The 17128-nt window shown below is 73.7% G+C and carries 16 protein-coding genes; 13 read left to right on the forward strand and 3 right to left on the reverse strand.

Annotation, left to right across the window (positions count from 1 at the left end):
- Positions 1–65 precede the first annotated feature (65 nt).
- The 9 genes from ABZT18_RS19390 (at position 66) to ABZT18_RS19430 (ending at position 10336) form a co-directional block, all read left to right on the forward strand.
- Entirely contained in the window at positions 66–1115 is a 1050-nt protein-coding gene (locus tag ABZT18_RS19390; protein ID WP_354997797.1) for a zinc-binding alcohol dehydrogenase, read from the forward strand.
- A 4-nt stretch (positions 1116–1119) separates the two neighbouring features.
- Entirely contained in the window at positions 1120–2685 is a 1566-nt protein-coding gene (locus ABZT18_RS19395; protein WP_354997772.1) for an amidohydrolase family protein, read from the forward strand.
- Positions 2686–2724: 39 nt separating this feature from the next.
- Positions 2725–4281, forward strand: coding sequence for a lysine 5,6-aminomutase subunit alpha (locus tag ABZT18_RS19400; RefSeq protein WP_354997773.1), 1557 nt, complete (start codon positions 2725–2727; stop codon positions 4279–4281).
- On the forward strand, positions 4278–5027 hold the full coding sequence (locus tag ABZT18_RS19405) for an OAM dimerization domain-containing protein (protein WP_354997774.1): 750 nt from the start codon (positions 4278–4280) through the stop codon (positions 5025–5027). Before ABZT18_RS19400 ends, ABZT18_RS19405 begins: the two co-directional genes overlap by 4 nt.
- Positions 5024–5416 carry a hotdog domain-containing protein gene (locus ABZT18_RS19410; RefSeq protein ID WP_354997775.1) on the forward strand — a complete coding sequence of 131 codons (393 nt, stop codon included), beginning with the start codon at positions 5024–5026 and terminating at the stop codon, positions 5414–5416. Before ABZT18_RS19405 ends, ABZT18_RS19410 begins: the two co-directional genes overlap by 4 nt.
- Positions 5413–6750 (forward strand): glutamate mutase L, encoded by a 1338-nt coding sequence (locus ABZT18_RS19415; RefSeq protein ID WP_354997776.1) that lies wholly within the window; start codon positions 5413–5415, stop codon positions 6748–6750. Before ABZT18_RS19410 ends, ABZT18_RS19415 begins: the two co-directional genes overlap by 4 nt.
- A gap of 488 nt (positions 6751–7238) precedes the next feature.
- The gene (lnt, locus tag ABZT18_RS19420) at positions 7239–8894 is read left to right on the forward strand and encodes an apolipoprotein N-acyltransferase (protein ID WP_354997798.1); all 1656 of its coding nucleotides are present in this window, start codon (positions 7239–7241) and stop codon (positions 8892–8894) included.
- A gap of 34 nt (positions 8895–8928) precedes the next feature.
- Entirely contained in the window at positions 8929–9738 is an 810-nt protein-coding gene (locus ABZT18_RS19425) for a polyprenol monophosphomannose synthase (RefSeq protein ID WP_354997777.1), read from the forward strand.
- A gap of 67 nt (positions 9739–9805) precedes the next feature.
- Positions 9806–10336 carry an FxsA family protein gene (locus ABZT18_RS19430; protein WP_354997778.1) on the forward strand — a complete coding sequence of 177 codons (531 nt, stop codon included), beginning with the start codon at positions 9806–9808 and terminating at the stop codon, positions 10334–10336.
- A gap of 64 nt (positions 10337–10400) precedes the next feature.
- Here the strand turns inward: ABZT18_RS19430 and ABZT18_RS19435 are convergent, their stop codons facing one another.
- The 3 genes from ABZT18_RS19435 to ABZT18_RS19445 all read right to left on the reverse strand — a co-directional run bounded on the left by ABZT18_RS19435 (position 10401) and on the right by ABZT18_RS19445 (position 13600).
- Positions 10401–10742 (reverse strand): RNA polymerase-binding protein RbpA, encoded by a 342-nt coding sequence (locus ABZT18_RS19435; protein ID WP_091636146.1) that lies wholly within the window; start codon positions 10740–10742, stop codon positions 10401–10403.
- A 238-nt stretch (positions 10743–10980) separates the two neighbouring features.
- Positions 10981–12138: a hypothetical protein gene (locus ABZT18_RS19440; protein WP_354997779.1), complete on the reverse strand. Its 1158-nt coding sequence runs from the start codon at positions 12136–12138 to the stop codon at positions 10981–10983.
- Between the two features lie 52 nt (positions 12139–12190).
- Positions 12191–13600: an MFS transporter gene (locus ABZT18_RS19445; RefSeq protein ID WP_354997780.1), complete on the reverse strand. Its 1410-nt coding sequence runs from the start codon at positions 13598–13600 to the stop codon at positions 12191–12193.
- 57 nt (positions 13601–13657) lie between these two features.
- Between ABZT18_RS19445 and ABZT18_RS19450 the strand changes: the two genes are divergently transcribed.
- From ABZT18_RS19450 to ABZT18_RS19465, 4 genes are all read left to right on the forward strand, one after another.
- Positions 13658–14305, forward strand: a complete 648-nt coding sequence (locus ABZT18_RS19450) for a TetR/AcrR family transcriptional regulator (RefSeq protein ID WP_354997781.1) — start codon at positions 13658–13660, stop codon at positions 14303–14305.
- A 56-nt stretch (positions 14306–14361) separates the two neighbouring features.
- Entirely contained in the window at positions 14362–15720 is a 1359-nt protein-coding gene (locus ABZT18_RS19455) for an NAD(P)-binding domain-containing protein (protein ID WP_354997782.1), read from the forward strand.
- A complete protein-coding gene (locus ABZT18_RS19460; RefSeq protein ID WP_354997783.1) occupies positions 15717–16556 on the forward strand; it encodes an SDR family NAD(P)-dependent oxidoreductase in 840 nt (279 codons plus the stop codon). Before ABZT18_RS19455 ends, ABZT18_RS19460 begins: the two co-directional genes overlap by 4 nt.
- Positions 16557–16638: 82 nt before the next feature.
- On the forward strand, positions 16639–17112 hold the full coding sequence (locus ABZT18_RS19465) for a hypothetical protein (RefSeq protein WP_354997784.1): 474 nt from the start codon (positions 16639–16641) through the stop codon (positions 17110–17112).
- Positions 17113–17128 lie beyond the last annotated feature (16 nt).

Here is a 17128-nt window from a genome sequence, read left to right on the forward strand (position 1 = left end):
CCGTTACGCGAGCCTTGACCGGGGCTTCGGGCGGCTGGACAGGGGAGGTTGGCGTGACGTCACCGGTGGGACTGCACCGCGTCGTGCAACCGGCGGGGGTGCTGCCGCAGGCGGCTTGGCGCCTGGACGCATCGGCGGCGATCGGGCCGAACGAGGTGCGGATCCGGGTGCAGCGGCTGAACCTGGACGCGGCGAGCTTCCGGCAGTTGTCGGAGAAGCACGGCGGGGACGGTGACGCGGTCCGCGCCGAGGTGCTGGAGATCATTTCGACCCGGGGGAAGATGCAGAACCCGGTGACCGGCTCCGGCGGGATGTTGATCGGCACGGTCGAGGAGGCCGGCCGGCGTTCCCCGCTCGGGCTCAAGCCGGGGCAGCGGGTCGCGACCCTGGTGTCGTTGACGCTGACCCCGCTGGTGGTGACCGACGGGCTGGCCCGCTGGGACGGGCGCAGCGAGCAGGTGCCCTGTGACGGGTGGGCGATCCTGTTCGCCCGCTCCATCGCGGCGGTGCTGCCCGACGACGAGGACCCGCAGCTGTCTCTGGCGGTGCTGGACGTGTGCGGGGCTCCCGCGCTGACCGCGCGGGTGGTGTCGCGCTACGTCGAGGATCGTCGCCGGACCGGTGATCCGACGCCGGTGCGCGTCGCGGTGATCGGTGGGGCGGGCAAGAGCGGGTCGCTGTCCCTCGCCTCGGCGCGGCGGGCGGGCGCCGCGCGTACCGTCGGGGTGGTGCCGGTGGCGGCGGAGCGTGACGCGCTGGTGGCCGCGGGTCTGGCGTCGGTGGTGGCGTTGGCCGACGCCCGGGACCCGGTGGGGCTGTCCACGGCGGTGACCACCGCCCTGGGTGCCCCGGCGGATGTCACGGTGGTCTGCGTGGACGTGCCGGGGTGCGAGCACGGTGCGGTGTTGGCCACCGCGGACGGCGGCACAGTGATCTTCTTCTCGATGGCGACGAGCTTCTCCGCTGCCGCGTTGGGCGCGGAGGGGTTGGCTGCGGACGTGACGATGCTGGTGGGCAACGGTTATGTGCCGGGGCACGCGGAGCTGGCGTTGGGGCTGTTGCGCGCCGAGCCGGGGGTCCGTCAGCTGTTCACGGCGCGGATCGCGGCAGACTGAGGTCATGACGAACCCCTCGACGTTGTACCGCGGCGGCGTGCTGCACTGCCCCGCCGACCCGAGCGCGACGGCGCTACTGGTGTCCGGTGGGCGGATCGCCTGGTTGGGGACCGACGGTGACGCGCCGCCGGCCGACCGGGTGGTGGACCTGGGTGGGGCGTTGGTGACGCCGGCCTTCGTCGACGCGCACGTGCACGCCACCGACACCGGGTTGGCGTTGTCCGGGCTGGAGTTGTCCGGGGTGCGCTCGGCGGGGCAGTTGCTCGACGCGGTGGCCCGATTCGCGGCAGGTCTGCCGGCGGACGCGGTGGTGCTGGGGCACGGCTGGGACGAGTCGGGCTGGTCGGACCCGACGTTGCCCGACGCGGCGGCGCTGGACCGGGCGGCCGGCGGGCGGCGGGTGTACCTGTCGCAGGCCTCGATCCATTCGGCGTTGGTGTCGTCGGCGCTGCTGGTGGCGTGCCCGCAGGTGGTGGACTCGGCCGGTTACGACGCGTCGGGGTGGTTGCGTCGGGACGCGCATCACGTGGTGCGGGCCGCGGCGCAGGGGTCGGTGAGTCGGGCGCAGCGGGTCGCCGCGCAGCGGGTGGCCCTGTCGCACGCGGCGTCGCTGGGTATCGCGGCGGTGCACGAGTGCGGTGGTCCGGAGATCTCCGACGAGGAGGACTTCACGGGCCTGTTGGGCATTTCCGGTGCGGGGTTGCCGGAGGTGTACGGGTACTGGGGTGAGCTGGGCGGCGCGGCGCGGGCCCGGGAGTTGGGTGCGGTGGGCGCCGGCGGTGACCTGTTCGCCGATGGGGCGTTGGGTTCGCGCACGGCGCACGTGTCGCAGGCGTACGGCGATGGTGACGGCTGCGGGCACGGGTACCTGACGGTCGAGCAGGTGCGGGACCACCTGCTGGACTGCGCGGCGCACGGCATGCAGGGCGGGTTCCACGCGATCGGTGACGCGGCGATCGGCACGGTGCTGGAGGGTTTCGCGGGGGCGGCGCGGACGCTGGGTGTGGAGAAGCTGCGCGCGGCCCGGCACCGCATCGAGCACGCGGAGATCATGAACAAGCGGATGATCGCCGGGTTCGTGGAGTACGGGGTCGTGGCGAGCATGCAGCCGGCGTTCGACCGGCTGTGGGGCGGCGCGGGCCGGATGTACGAGTCGCGGCTGGGTCTGGACCGGTCGTTGGAGTCGAACCCGATGGGTGCCATGCACGGAGTGGGTGTGGCGTTGGCGTTCGGGTCGGATTCGCCGGTGACGCCGCTGGACCCGTGGGGTTCGGTGCGGGCGGCGGCGGCGCACCACAACCCGGCGCAGCGGATGAGTGTGCGGGCGGCGTTCGCCGCGCACACCCGTGGCGGTTGGCGGGCGGTGCACCTGGACGTCGAGGGGGTCCTCGCCCTGGGTGCGCCGGCGACGTTCGCGGTGTGGTCGACGCCGGCCGGCGTGGAGCGGGGTCTGCCGGTGCTGCTGGCCGAGGACCCGGAGGTGCGGGGTCCGGACGACCCGACGCCGCTGCCGGTGTGCCGGAGCCTGGTGCTGCGCGGTGAGGTCATCTATGAGGAGGGGGCGTCGTGAGCGAGCGAGCCGTCAGGCACATGAGCGAGTGGATGGTCGATGAGCAAGCTTGATCTTGATCCGGTGCTGGTGGCACGAGCGCGGGAGTTGGCGCGCCGGGCCGGGCAGCCGGTGGTGGACCTGGCACGCAGCCACACCACGGTGTCGGTGGAGCGGGCCGTGCTGCGGTTGGCCGGGGTGACCGGTGCCGACCCGGACGGCATCCCGTGGGTCAACCGGCTCGTCGACGCGGTCGTCGCGGACGTGGGGTTGGGGCACGGGGTGGCGGTGCCGGTGTACGACGCCCTCGCCCGTGAGGGCATCACCGACGTGACGCTGCTGGCGCAGAAGGCCGCCGCCGGGTCGGTGCGCTTCGCCCTGCCCACCGGCCGGACCGCCACGACCGCCCGGTCGGCGGCGCGGAAGGCGGTCGGCGCGGGCATCCGGCGTATCGACCGGCGGCGCGCGGAGCGGGACCGTCTCGTGAAGCGCCACGGGGACCCGGCGCAGCGGCCGTGGATCTACCTGATCGTCGCGACCGGGGACATCTACGAGGACATCCCGCAGGCGCAGGCGGCGGCGCGGGCGGGTGCGGACGTGATCGCGGTGATCCGCTCCACCGGGCAGTCGCTGCTGGACTACGTGCCCGAGGGTGCGACCCGGGAGGGGTTCGCCGGCACGTACGCCACGCAGGAGAACTTCCGACTGATGCGTGCGGCGTTGGACGAGTCGTCGAAGGAGTTGGGCCGCTACGTGCGGTTGACCAACTACGCCTCCGGGCTGTGCATGCCGGAGATGGCGGCCCTCGCCGGGTTGGAACGCCTCGACATGATGTTGAACGACTCGATGTACGGGATCCTGTTCCGCGACATCAACCCGATCCGTACGTTCGTCGACCAGCGGTTCTCCCGGCAGGTGCACGCGCGCGCCGGGATCATCATCAACACCGGTGAGGACAACTACCTCACCACCGCCGACGCGGTCGACGAGGCGCACACGGTGACGGTGTCGCAGCTGCTCAACGAGTTCTTCGCGCACGAGGCGGGCCTGGCGGACTGGCAGCTGGGGTTGGGGCACGCGTTCGAGATCAACCCGGAGGTGCCGGAGTCGTTCCGGTTGGAGTTGGCGCACGCGCTGCTGGCCCGGGAGTTGTTCCCCGACGCGCCGCTGAAGTGGATGCCGCCGACCAAGCACATGACCGGCGATGTGTTCCGGGGCAACCTGCTCGACGGGTTCTTCAACCTGGCGGGCGCGCTGACCGGTCAGGGCATCCTGCTGGTGGGGATGATGACCGAGGCGGTGGTGACGCCGTGGTTGTCCGACCGGGACATCGCCCTGCAGAACGTGCGGTACGTGCTGGGCGCCGCCGGTGGGCTGCACGAGGACTTCGTGCCCGCGCCGGGCGGGTTCATCCGGCGGCGCGCCAACCAGGTCCTCGGTGAGGCGCTGGACCTGCTGGAGCGCATCGGGGAGCAGACGTTGCTGACGGCGATCGCGGAGGGCACCTTCGGGATCATGAAGCGGCCCGCGGACCGCGGTAAGGGTCTCGCCGGGGTCGCCGCGCACGAGGCCGACTACTGCAACCCGGCCACCGACATCCTGGAAGGGGCAGCGTGAGCGGGGCGATTGTGCGGCCGTACGGGGACACCACCGGCGACGGGATGGTGCAGGTGTCGTTCACCCTGCCGGTGGCGCACGACAAGCGGGCCGAGGGCGCGGCCGTGCAACTGGCCAACCGGATGGGCATCGACCCGGCGATGGTGGTGCACGCCAAGCCGATGGGTGACGGGTTCACCTTCTTCGTCGTCTACGGGCGGGTGAACCACCTGGTCGACCTGGACGCGGTGCAGGTCGTGGAACGGGACTTCGCGCTGCTGTCGGCCAAGGAGGTCAACACCGTGGTGAAGCAGCGGCTGCGGCGCAAGCTGTCCGTGGTCGGGGCGTGCATCGGCACCGACGCGCACACCGTGGGCATCGACGCGATCCTCAACGTCAAGGGCATCGCGGGGGAGAAGGGCCTGGAGTACTACCGGGAGCTGAAGGTCACCAACATGGGTGCCCAGGTCAGCGTGCCGGAGCTGGTGGAGGCCGCCCGGGTGGAGAAGGCCGACGCGGTGCTCGTGTCGCAGGTCGTCACCCAACGCGACGCGCACCTGCACAACACCCGGGAGATGTCCGCGGCGTTCCGCGAGGCGATGCCGGCGGGGCGGCGGCCGCTGCTGATCGTCGGCGGTCCCCGGTTCGACGAGTCGATGACCGACGAGTTGGGCGTGGACCGGATCTTCGGTCGGGGCACCACGCCCGGCGAGGTGGCCAGCTACCTCGTGCACGCCCTGATCACGCAGCGAAAGGCGATGGCATGACCGACTCCAGGCTCGGATTGACCGTGACGCACCGGCGGTACGTGCCGTACTCCCACGCCCACTACGCCGGCAACCTCGTCGACGGGGCGTACGCCCTCGGACTGTTCGGTGACGTCGCCACGGAGGTGTGCATCCAGACTGACGGCGACGAGGGTCTGTTCGCCGGTTACTCCGACGTGCGGTTCACCGCGCCCATCCGCGCCGGTGACGTCGTCGAGGTGACCGCGCGGGTGTCCCGGGTGGGCTCCCGCAGCCGCACCCTGGAGCTGAGCTGCGCGGTGGTGTGCCGGGGCCGCCCGGACCGCTCAGAGTCCGCCGCCGAGGTCCTGGACCCGCCGATCGTCGCGGTCACCGCGACCGGCACCGTGGTCGTACCCGCCGCGTCGTGACCCTGGCGGTCTGCGCGGACGTCGGGTCCACGTACACCAAGGTGGCGGTGGTGGACCTGGCCGCCGGTGTGCTGGTGGGCGCGGCGGCCGCACCCACGACGGTGGGTACCGACGTGCTGCACGGCCTGGACGCCGCGGTCGCGGCGGCCACCGTCGGCCTCGGCGCGCGGGACGCGCCGTGGTACGTCTGCTCGTCGGCCGGCGGTGGGCTGAGGCTGGCCGTGATCGGCTACGAGCCGCTGGTCACCGCGCAGGCGGGCCGACGGGTCGGGTTGTCCGCCGGTGCGCACGTGGTGCACGTGGCCGCCGGTCGGCTCGGCGCGTCGGACCTGGCGGCGCTGCGGGCCGCCCGACCCGACGTCGTGCTGCTGGTCGGTGGCACCGATGGCGGTGACGCCGACACGATCACCCACAACGCGACCCGGCTGGCCCGTGCGCGGTGGCGGGTGCCGGTCGTGTACGCCGGCAACGGCGACGTACGCGAGCAGCTCACCGGGCTGCTGGAGGCCGCCGGGGTGCCGGTGACGGGCGCGGAGAACGTCCTGCCACGCATCGGGGTGCTCGCGCCGACGTCGGCGCGGGCGGCGATTCGCGCGGTGTTCCTGCGCCACGTCATCGGCGGCAAAAGGCTGTCGAAGGGCACCCGGTTCGCGCGGCTGGTGCGGGCCGCCACCCCCGACGCGGTGCTCACCGGTGTGGAGGTGCTCGCCGACACCATCGGCGGTGACCTCGCCGTGGTCGACGTGGGTGGGGCCACCACCGACGTGTACTCGGTGCTCACCCCCGACGAGCGGGCCACCGGGCCGGGCCGGGAGGTCGCCGGCAGCCTGTGGCGGGCCCGCACCGTGGAAGGCGACCTGGGCATGCGCTGGAGCGCCCCCGGGGTCGTCCGTGCCGCCGCCGAGGAGCGGCTGCTCGCCGCGGGTGAGTCCGACGACCTGACGGCCGCCACGGCGCGCCGGGCCGCCGATCCGGCGTTCCTGGCCGTCGACGACGCCGAGCGGGCCGTGGACCGGCGCATCGCCACCCTCGCGGCGACGGTGGCGTTGCGGCGGCACGCCCGCGGCGCAGCCACCGGCGAGCGGGCCGGACGGGACCTGCGCGACGTGCGGCTGCTGGTGGGTTCCGGTGGTGTGTTGCGGCACGCGCCGCCGGACACGTCCGGGCAGGTGTTGGCGGCGGTCCTCGCCGACCACGCCGGCGGGTGGGCGTTGCCGCGTGCCGCCGCCGCGGTGGTCGACGCCGACTATGTGCTGGCCGCCGGGGGGTTGCTCGCCGAGGAGCATCGGGCGGCGGCGGGGGCGTTGCTGCGCCACCATCTGCGGGCGCATTGAGACTCGCCGACCCGACACGCCGTGGCGCAACACACGACAGGCCGGGGGTGGGTTGACAACCGACGGGGGTTGGCACGTACCGTCTTTGAGTCCTACCACGGGAAGCGGCTGTTGTTCGCTTCGTCCCTTCGTCCGCTGGCCGAGCGACATTTTCAAGCGTCATCGTCGCGGCGGCCAGGTCCAGCGGGCGGGGGTCGGCGGGGCGGCGCGAACCGGCCGCGGTTACCGGTGTACGGGCAGGGTGAGGTGCACGGCCAGTAGACAACGGCCCGGCGGGGGCAGCCAGTCCACGTCCGGTCGGTCCGAAGGTCGTCGTGCCCCATTCTCGCCACACCGGCCGGGAAGGGCCTGGGAGCATCGGGGCGCGGCGTGAGCCGCGCCCCGATTTCATGTCCGCTGGGCGGTCTGTGCCCGGCGGCCCGATGCGGCCGGCACACCCGCCAGCCAGGTAGCCTTCGCCCCGTGATCGAGGTGAAGCGGTGACGACCCTGGACCGGGATGAGACCCACACCCCGGCAGTGCTGCCCCGGCCGGCCGTTACCGGCCGGCCGCTGCCGCTGAGGGTCGCCGTGCCCCTGGCCGTGGCAGCTGGGCTGGCTCTGCTGGTGGCGTTCCCCCCGTACGGGGTGTGGCCGCTCGCGCCGGTCGGGGTGGCGTTGCTGGCCGCCGCCGTGCACCGGCGGCGGTTGCGCGCCGGTGCCGGCCTGGGTTTCCTGACCGGGGTGGCGTTCTTCGCCCCGCTGTTGGCCTGGACGAACCTGCACACCGGCTACCTGCCGTGGGTGCTGCTGTCGCTGCTGCAGGCCGGTTACCTGGCACTGCTGGGCGCGGCCACCGCCTGGGTGTCGCCGCTGGCCGACCGCAGCCGCTGGGCGTGGCCGGCGCTGACCGGGCTGCTGTGGGTGGGGCAGGAGGCGTTGCGCGACCGCACCCCGTTCGGGGGGTTCCCGTGGGGGCGGCTCGCGTTCAGCCAGGACACCTCACCGTTGCTGCGTCTGGCCTCGCTGGGCGGTGCGCCGCTGGTCACGTTCGCGGTGGCCCTCATCGGCGGGTTCCTGGTCACCGCCGCCTGGCAGGGCTGGGTCACCGCCCGTAGGACGCCGCAGGACGACGTCTCGCACGCCGACGGGTCGCAGGGTGGGGCGACAGGGCGCCGGTGGGCGCCGGTGGCCGTACCGGCCGCCGTGGCGGTCGCGCTGACCGCCGCGTGCCTGCTCGTGCCGGTCGCCACCGCGGGGTCGGGCGCAACGGTCACCGTGGCGATCGTGCAGGGCAACGTGCCGCGGTTGGGCCTGGACTTCAACGCCCAACGGCAGGCGGTGCTGAACAACCACGTCGACGCCACCATCGAGCTGGCCGCGCAGGTCGCCGCGGGCGCGCAACGTCAACCCGACCTGGTGGTGTGGCCGGAGAACTCCAGCGACATCGACCCGCTGCGCAACCCCACCGCCGGGGCGCGGATCTCTCAGGCCGCCGACGCGGTCGGCGTGCCGATCCTGGTCGGCGCGGTGCTGCTGGGCCCCGGCGCCGGGGAGGTCCGCAACGTGGGCATCCTGTGGCGGCCCGGCGTCGGCCCCGACCTGGAGCAGCTGTACGCGAAGCGCCACCCGGTGCCGTTCGCCGAGTACGTGCCGCTGCGCGACGTCGCCCGGATGGTCAGCGACAAGGTCGACCTGATCCGGTCGGACTTCGTTCCCGGCAGCACCCCGGGCGTGGTACGCGCCGGCCCGACCGTGCTCGGTGACGTGATCTGCTTCGAGGTCGCCTACGACGAGGTGGTCCGCGACACCGTCACCGGCGGCGCGCAGCTGCTGGTGGTGCAGACCAACAACGCCACCTTCGACGTGGCGGAGGCCCGACAGCAGATGGCCATGGTGCGTCTGCGGGCGGTGGAGCACGGCCGGCCGGCGTTGATGGCCTCCACGGTCGGGGTGTCCGGGTTCGTCGCCCCCGACGGGCGGGTAAGCGATGCCACCGGGTTCAACACCCGGGAGGTCGTGGTGCGGCAGTTGCGGCTCGACGACGGAACCACCCTCGCCACCCGACTCGGTTGGTGGCCGGAGGTGGCGCTCGCCGGGCTGGCCGCGGCGGCCCTGGTCGGCGCGGCGGTGCTGCGCCGACGGCAGCGGGTCATGCCCGCCTAGCTACAGCCGGTACGCCGGCGGGAGCGGAGGAACCGTGATCCAGGCGACCGATACGATCCGACGCCCGGACGAGGTGCCCGGTGTGGGCCGGGTGCTGGTGGTGATCCCCACCTACAACGAGGCTGACAACATCGCCGCGATCGTGGGCCGGGTCCGGAGCGCCGCCCCGGCGGTGCAGATCCTCATCGCCGACGACAACAGCCCCGACGGCACCGGTGCGATCGCCGACGCCCTCGCCGACGGGGACGCCCACGTGCAGGTGCTGCACCGGCAGGGCAAACAGGGCCTCGGTGCGGCGTACCTGGCCGGGTTCGGTTGGGCGCGTGAGCGCGGCTATCAGGCGGTCGTGGAGATGGACGCCGACGGCTCGCACGCACCGGAGGACCTGCCGGCGCTGCTGAACGCCGCCCGCGACGCCGATGTGGTCATCGGGTCGCGGTGGACCAGCGGCGCGCAGGTGGTCAACTGGCCGCTGCGGCGGCTGCTGCTGTCGCGCTGCGGCAACCTGTACGCGCGCCTCGCGCTGGGCATGCCGGTCTCCGACGCCACCGGCGGTTACCGGGTGTACCGGATCAGCGCGTTGGACGCCATCGACCTGGGGTCGGTGACCTCCCAGGGTTACTCGTTCCAGGTGGAGTTGTCGCGGCTGGCGCACCTGGCCGGGGTACGGATCGTGGAGGTGCCGATCACCTTCGCGGAACGGGAACGCGGGGACAGCAAGATGAGCCCGCTGATCGTGGCGGAGGCGCTGTGGCGGATCACCGCCTGGGGTGTGCGGGACCGACGGCAGGCGGTACGCCGCAGTCTGCACGGCACCGCCACCGGTCAGGCACGGTGGCCGTGAGCGGAGTCGTGTCATGCTGGATGGACGGGACACGTCAATGGTGTCGCGGGAATGGCGATGAGGTGAGATGCGCCGAGGACTGAGATTCGTACCGTTGGCCCTGTTGCTGGCGGTGGTGGTGGAGCTGGCGGTGTTCGTCGGCGTGGGGCGGGCGCTGGGGTTCGGGGCGGCAGTGCTGCTGGTGTTCGCCGCGTCCCTGCTGGGGCTGGTGCTGCTGCGCCGCGAGGGGATGCGCGCCTGGCGTGGTTTCCGCTCCGCCGCCTCCGCCGGGCAGCCACCGGGTCGGCAGGTGACCGACGGGCTGGTGGGGTTGGCCGGCGCGATGTTGCTGGCGGTGCCCGGTCTGGTCAGCGGGTTGATCGGGTTGCTGCTGCTGGTGCCGCCGGTGCGCCGACTGGCCCGCGCGGGGGTGCAACGCACCACCGAGCGGCGGGTGTCGTCGATGGTCGCCGGTGACCTGTTCGGGCCCCGGACGGTGCGGGTGCGCCAGGGTGCGCCACAACCGGCGTCGCAACCGGCCCCGCAGCCGGAGCAGCCGGTGGTGGTCGACGGCGGGCGGGCCATCGAGGGCGAGATCATCGAGCCCGGTCGCCACTGAGCACGGACACACGGACACGACGGCGCCCCCGGGGTTTATCCCCGGGGGCGCTGTGTCGTGCGGCTCAGGCGCGGCCGCGGCGGGTACGAACCTCCTGCAGCCGCTCAGCGAGGATGTCCTCGAGCTCGGCGATGGAGCGCCGCTCCAGCAGCATGTCCCAGTGGGTACGCGGCGGCTTGGCCTTCTTCTGCTCTGGCTCGTTGCCGTCGACGAGTCGGGCGACGCTGCCGTCGAACTTGCATTCCCAGGTCATCGGGACCTCGGCGTCGACGGCGAACGGCACCTCGAACTGGTGGCCCTTGGCACAGAGGTACTCGCGGGTCTGACGCGGCGCGAGCTCCGTGTTGCGGTCGGATTCGTAGCTCACCGCGCCAAGGCGGCTTCCGCGCAGCATACGCTCGCCCATGATCGACTTCCCCTCGTTCGTGGTGCTGGTCTTCTGGGTGTAACGGTGCGTTCCCGTCCAGCCATTCCCGCCCGAGGGCGTGAGGCGTCCACGGGTGGGCCGGGACCAAGGGTAACCGGCCGGGACGGTCACCCGGCCAGGTGATCCCCGGGCGGGTCGCAACGGGGATGTGTATCCGCTGCCACCGGGGATGTTAACCGCTCGACCGCGACGAAGGTTGCGCTGGTGTCCGCACCGATCAGCGGGTGGTCTCGTCGGGAGTGGCGGCGCCGAGGCGGGCCAGCGCCAGCGCCAGGTCGCTGACCTGGTCACCGAGCTGCGCCACCCGCCGCTGGGCCAGGTCCCGGTCGGTTTCGGCGGCGTCGAGCCGTACCGTCAGGGCGGTGACCCGGCCCTCGGCGGTGGCCGCCGTCTGCCGGGTCGTGGTCAGCTCGGCGGTGAGCGTGTCGCGGTGCGCGACCGTGGCGGCCAGCTCCGCGCGCAGCCGCGCGGCCAGCTCCGCGGCCTCCTGCCGCGCGTCGTCGGCCTGAAGGGCGGCGACCTGCGCGCGGTCGCGGGCCCGGTCGGCCTGCTCCCGGGCCCGGGCCGCGTCGGCGGCCTCGGCGCGGGTCCGCGCGGCGTCGGCGCGGGCCTGCTCGATCTGCCGCCGCACGTCCTGCACCTCGGCCTGCCACCGCCCGGCCCGCTCGGTCGCCTCGGCCGCGGCCCGGGTGGCCCGCTCGGCGTCGGCGCGCAGCGCGTCGCGCTCAACGGCCAGGTCGGCCACCCGCTGTCGCTCGGTGTCCCGTTCCGCCCGCAGGTCACGCACCTCGCCGCGGGCCTGGTCACGGTCGCGTTCGGCCTGGGTGCGCAGCGCCTCGGCGGCGCTGGCGTCGTGCCGCGCCTGGTCACGGGCGGTCTCGGCGCGGTGCGCCCGCTCGTCGGCCGCGGTGGCCTGCCGCACGGCCTGCTCGGCGCGTTGGCGGGCGTCGTCGGCCTCAGCGCGGGCAGCGCGGGCCTGCTCGCGGGAACGCGCCGCGTCGGCCGCCGCGGTCTCGGCGTCGTCGCGGGCCTCGTCGCGTTCGGTCTGGGCCGCGGCGACCTCGGTGGCGGCCTCGGCGCGAGCCTGGGCGAGCTGCCGCTGCACACCCACCGGGGACAACTCGGCGTGCAGCGACTCGGTCAACGTCTCGACGACCTGGTCGAGCCGGTCCACCACCTCCCAGGTGCGGGCCACCTGCCCGGGCAGGCCGGGGGCGTTGCGGTGACGCATCCGGCTGTTGCGGGAGGCACGCTGGCAGGCGCCGTCGTTGTCCCGGCAGTAGCGAAATGGTCGACCCGCGCCGACACGCTGCGGCACCGGCTGTCCACAGTGGGCGCACGGACGGGTTTCGGTGGTGGTGGGCTGGGCGTCCATCGAGGTCGCAGTCTAGTGCCGGGCCGTCGACGGTCGCACCGCGCCCACCGGGTCAGCTGGCCGCGCGGGCGGTCGCGTCCAGGGTGTAGCGGCGTTGCAGCAGCAGTGCCGCGAGCATCGCCACCGCCGGCAGCAACCCGAAGCCGTAGCGGACCGCGGCGAGCGCCGCGTCCGGCTGCACCGGCGATTCACCGGCCGTCGAGGCCACGAAACCACCGACGGCCAGGCAGAGGGCGTACGCGTACGGGCCGAGCGCCGCGCCGGTGGCCTCGGTGGCCGTCCACACCCCGGTGTAGGTGCCGGCGCCGATCGTGCCGGCGGCGCTGGTGTCAGCGCCGCCTGGTTCGGCGGCGGTTGTGTTGGTGACGGTGGTGTTGGCGGCCCGGATCACGTCGGGCAGCATCGAGAACGGCAGCAGTTGCATGCCGGCGAACGCGACCCCGAGCACCGCCACCGCGCCGATCAGCACCGGCAGCCCGGCCGGGCGGCCCACCGCCAGCACCAGCGAGCCGACCGCGAACGCGCCCTGGGCGGCGAGCAGCGCCCGCTGCTTGCCGACGCGGCGGGCCACCCCCAGCCAGACAGGGGTGACCAGCAGCGCCGGCGCCACGAACGCGGCCACCAGGACGGTGGTCAGGCCGGGTGCCCGCAGCTCGTACTCGGCGTAGTAGGGCACTCCTGCGAGCACCAGGTGGGTGGTGGTGGACATCGCCAGGTACGCGGCGACCAGCCAGCGGAACTGCTTATCGCGCAGCGCCGTGCGTAGTGCCCGCCAGCCGCTGTGCCCCGCCGGCGTGGTGACCGCCGCGGAGCCGCGCAGCCGGGCGATACCGGCCACACCGACCAGCATGGCGAGCAGCATCCCGACAGCGAGGACCACGCCCATCCGCTGGTAGCCGCCGCGGGTCGCGGCGTCGCCGCCGGTCAGCAGCGGGGCCAGCAGCCCGGAGGCCAGGATGCCCAGGGTCAGCACGACCATCCGGAACGCCATCAGCCGGGTGCGTTCGTGGTAGCCGATCCGCAGGTCGGCCGGGGTGGCCAGGTAGGGGACCTGGTAGGCGGCGAAGAGCAGGTTGCCGGCGACGAAGAACACCGCCACCCACGCGGCGGCCGATGCGCCCGTCAGCCCGCCGGGCACCGCGAAGAGCGCGGCGAACGCGAGCGGCAGGGCGCAACCGAGCAGCAGCAGTCGACGCCGGTCACCCCGGCGGGTCTGCTCGACGTCGGCGCGGTGCCCGATCCACGGGTGCAGCAGCACGTCGGCGATCTTCGGCAGCAGCAGCGCGAGGCCGGCCAGCCACGGCGCGACGGCCAGCAGGTCGGTGAGGAAGTAGAGCAGCAGCAGGCCGGGCACGGTCACCCAGACACCCATGCCGAGCGAGCCGGCCGCGAAGCCGGCCAGGGGGCCACGGGGCAGCGTCGCATCGGTGGCGGCCACGAGCCGCCGGTCGAGCCCGGTCATCGCCGCGTCCTCTCCGCAATCCAACGGTTGCTGGATTCTAGGGGCAGAATGGCGGCCATGACCATGCCCCGACGCCGTCCGGGTCGGCCCCGCCGCGACGAGACCCGGCCGACCCGCGAGGTGGTGCTCACCGCGGCGACCGCGCTCTTCGCCGAACGCGGCTTCGACGCCGTCGGGCTGCGGGAGGTCGCCGCCGCCGCCGGGGTCGACGTCGCCACGGTCGCGCACCACACGGGTACGAAGGCAGCGCTCTACGACGCCTGCTTCGCCCGGGTCTTCGCCGCCGAGCGGGAAGTCCTGACCGAGGCCGCCGAGCAGGCCCGCTCGGCTCTCGACGCGGGGCCCGACGCGACGCGGCGGGCCCTGCACGAGTTGGTCGACGTGTTCGTCGACTTCCTGGAGGACCACCCGGAGACCACCGCGCTGTGGTTGCGCCGCTGGCTGGAACCGCAACGGCACGCCGAGCTCGACCAGCGCTACGCCGAACCGTTGTACCGGCTGGTGGCAGAGCTGCTCACCGCCGCGGCGGCGGCCGGCGCGCTGGCGGAACCGACCCCGCACATCACGGTGCGCAGCCTGGTGTGGGCGACGCACGGGCACGTGGTGGCGCTGGCCGCGGGTGCCCCGGGCGCTCGGGAGCGGCGCGAGTTCCGGGCGTTCGTGCATCGCCTGCTGAACGGGCTGTACGGATCGTCGACCCCTTGACGGGCCGCCCCCGCGCGACGATTATCCATCCGACGTTGGATTAAATGGGGGCGGCAATGCAGGCACCACCCAGGGTGGCGGTGATCGGCGCCGGCGCGGCCGGGCTCGCCGCGGTCAAGGCACTGCGCGACGCCGACGTGTCGACGGTCTGCTTCGAGACCACCGATCAGGTCGGCGGCCTCTGGGTGTACGGGGCACCCGACTCGCCCGCGTACCGCACGCTGCACCTGAACACCAGCCGTGGCCGCACCCAGTTCGCCGACCATCCGATGCCCACCGACTGGCCGGACTACCCCGACCACCGCCGGATCGCCGCCTACCTCGCCGACTACGTCGACCGCTTCGAGCTGGGCGACACCATCCGTCTGCGCCACACCGTCGAGCAGGTCACCCAGGATCCCGCCGGGACCTGGACGGTGCGGGCGAGCGGACTGGACGGGCCCGTCGAGGTCACCGTCGACGCCGTGGTCGTCGCCAACGGGCACAACCGGGTGCCCCGGCTGCCCGACCCGCCGTACGCCGGTACCTGCACGGCCGAGCAGATGCACAGCCACGACTACCGGGGCCCGGAGCAGTTGGCCGGCAAGCGGGTCCTGGTCGTCGGGGGCGGCAACTCCGCGATGGACATCGCCGTGGACGCCTCGTACGCCGCCACCCGCACCCTGCTGTCGCTGCGCCGGGGCGTCTGGGTGGTGCCGAAGTACCTGCTGGGTCGCCCCTCGGACACGCTCAACGGGGCGCTGGCCCGCCGGCTGCCGTGGCGACTGCGCCAGCGCATCAGCCAGACCATGCTCACCGCCACCGTCGGCAGTCCCGCCCGCTACGGGCTGCCCGCGCCGACGCACGGCTTCCTGCAGGACCATCCGACGCTCTCCGACGGGTTGCTGTCCCGGCTGACCCACGGCGACGTCGAGGCCCGGCCCGGTGTCGCCGCCCTCAATGGTGACCGGGTCGAGTTCACCGACGGCCGCAGCGACAGCGTCGATCTGATCATCTGGTGCACCGGCTACCGGGTGGAGATCCCGTTCCTCGACCCGGCGCTGCTCGGCGGGGGCGCCGACACCCTGCCGCTGTACCGGCACGTGTTCCACCCCGACGCCCCCGGCCTGACCTTCGTCGGGCTGATGCAGTCCACCGGTTCCGCGTTCCCCCTGGTGGAGGCGCAGGCGAAGCTGATCGCCGCGCACCTGACCGGCCGGTACACGCTGCCGGACCCGGACCGACAGCGGGCCGCCTGCCGGGCCGAGTTGCGGGCCGCGACGGCCCGCTGGGGCCAGCGCCGCCCGGCGATGCGGGTGGACTTCGACGTCTACCTGGCCGAGCTGACCCGGGAGCTGACCGCCGGCACCCGCCGCGCCCACACCGCCACGCCCGCCGGTTCCGGCGGGGTCACGTCGGTCGGAGCGGGGCAGTGACGAGCCGGGCGGCGACCGGGCTGACCGGCCGCCGGGTGCTGGTGACCGGGGCGAGCGGCACCTTCGGCCGACACCTCGGCGCCGCGCTGACCGCCGCCGGCGCCCAGGTGGTGGGGCTCGACCTGCACGCGCGGCCCGACGACGACCTGCCGGTGCTCGGCTGCGACCTGACCGACCCGGCCGCCGTACCGACCGCGGTGCGGGCCGCCGTCGACCGCCTCGGCGGGCTCGACCTGTTGATCAACAACGCCGGGGTCGGTGGCCCCGCCCCGGCCGAACTGCCACCCGACGAGGTGGTCCGCCAGCAACTGGAGGTCAACCTGCTCGCCGCGTGGCGGACCACCGCCGCGGCGCTGCCCCCGCTCGTCACCGCGCGCGGACGGGTGATCTTCGTGGCCAGCCGGATGGCGGTGCTGCCCCTGCCGCTCGCCGCCGCGTACGGGGTCAGCAAACGGGCCCTGGTCGCGTACGCCGACGCGTTGCGCCACGAGGTGGGCACCCACGTCGGGGTGAGTGTCGTCTACCCGAGCATGGTGGCCTCACCGATCCACGACAGCACCGCCGAGGCCGGGCTGTCCCTGCAGGGCGTGTCCCGCCCGGAGCCCGTCGAAGGGGTGGTCGCGGCGATCCTGCGTGCCGCCACCGCCCGGCGGGCGCCCCGGGATGTGGCGACGACCGCACGCGGACGCCTGGAGATGGCCGTCGGCCGGCATGCGCCCGCGCTGGCCGACCGGCTGGTACGCCGTACCCTCGCCGCCCGGCTTGCCGCCGGCGACCTGGACGCCGCCCCGCTGGCCGCCGGGATGCTCCGCCGGCACCGCGACCCCGACAGCTGACCCTGGTACGTCCGCTCAGGGAGCGGCAATCTCCGCGATGTCGGCGTCACGCGCGACGAGCCTGGTAAGGGATCATTGGTGGATGGCTGACATCCCGCTTCAGGTCCGTGCCCAGGTTCGCCACGAGCCGGACCGCTCCTACGCGGTGCTGGTCGAAGGACCTGAGGGGGAGGTGCTGGTGGGCACCACCCGCAGCATGAGGGAGGTACGCAGGGTGGCACACGAGGGTGCGGCTCGCCTGTTCGGCGTGCCGACGGACCGGATTGCCGCGGAGTACCTGGACGTGGTGATCCCTCAGCCACCCTACGGGCGCGACGGGCAGTGGGTGCGGATCGTCTCGGCGGGCGAGTCCACCAACCCGGAGGACTTCCTCGACCTCGGTGCGGCCGGACAGGCGCACTGGTTCGGCCACGAGGGCGGCTGGTTCGTCACGGTTGCCGGCTCCGGGACAGCCATTCACCCCAGCGAGAACCTCGACTTCACCCCCGTCCTCACGGACGAGGAGGTCGCCGAGCTACGGAGTTACCTCGCTCGGTCAGCCCAACCTCCTTCTTGAGGGTCTGAGGCTCAGG

It is taken from the genome of Micromonospora sp. NPDC005291 (assembly GCF_040607415.1).
Lineage (GTDB): Bacteria > Actinomycetota > Actinomycetes > Mycobacteriales > Micromonosporaceae > Micromonospora.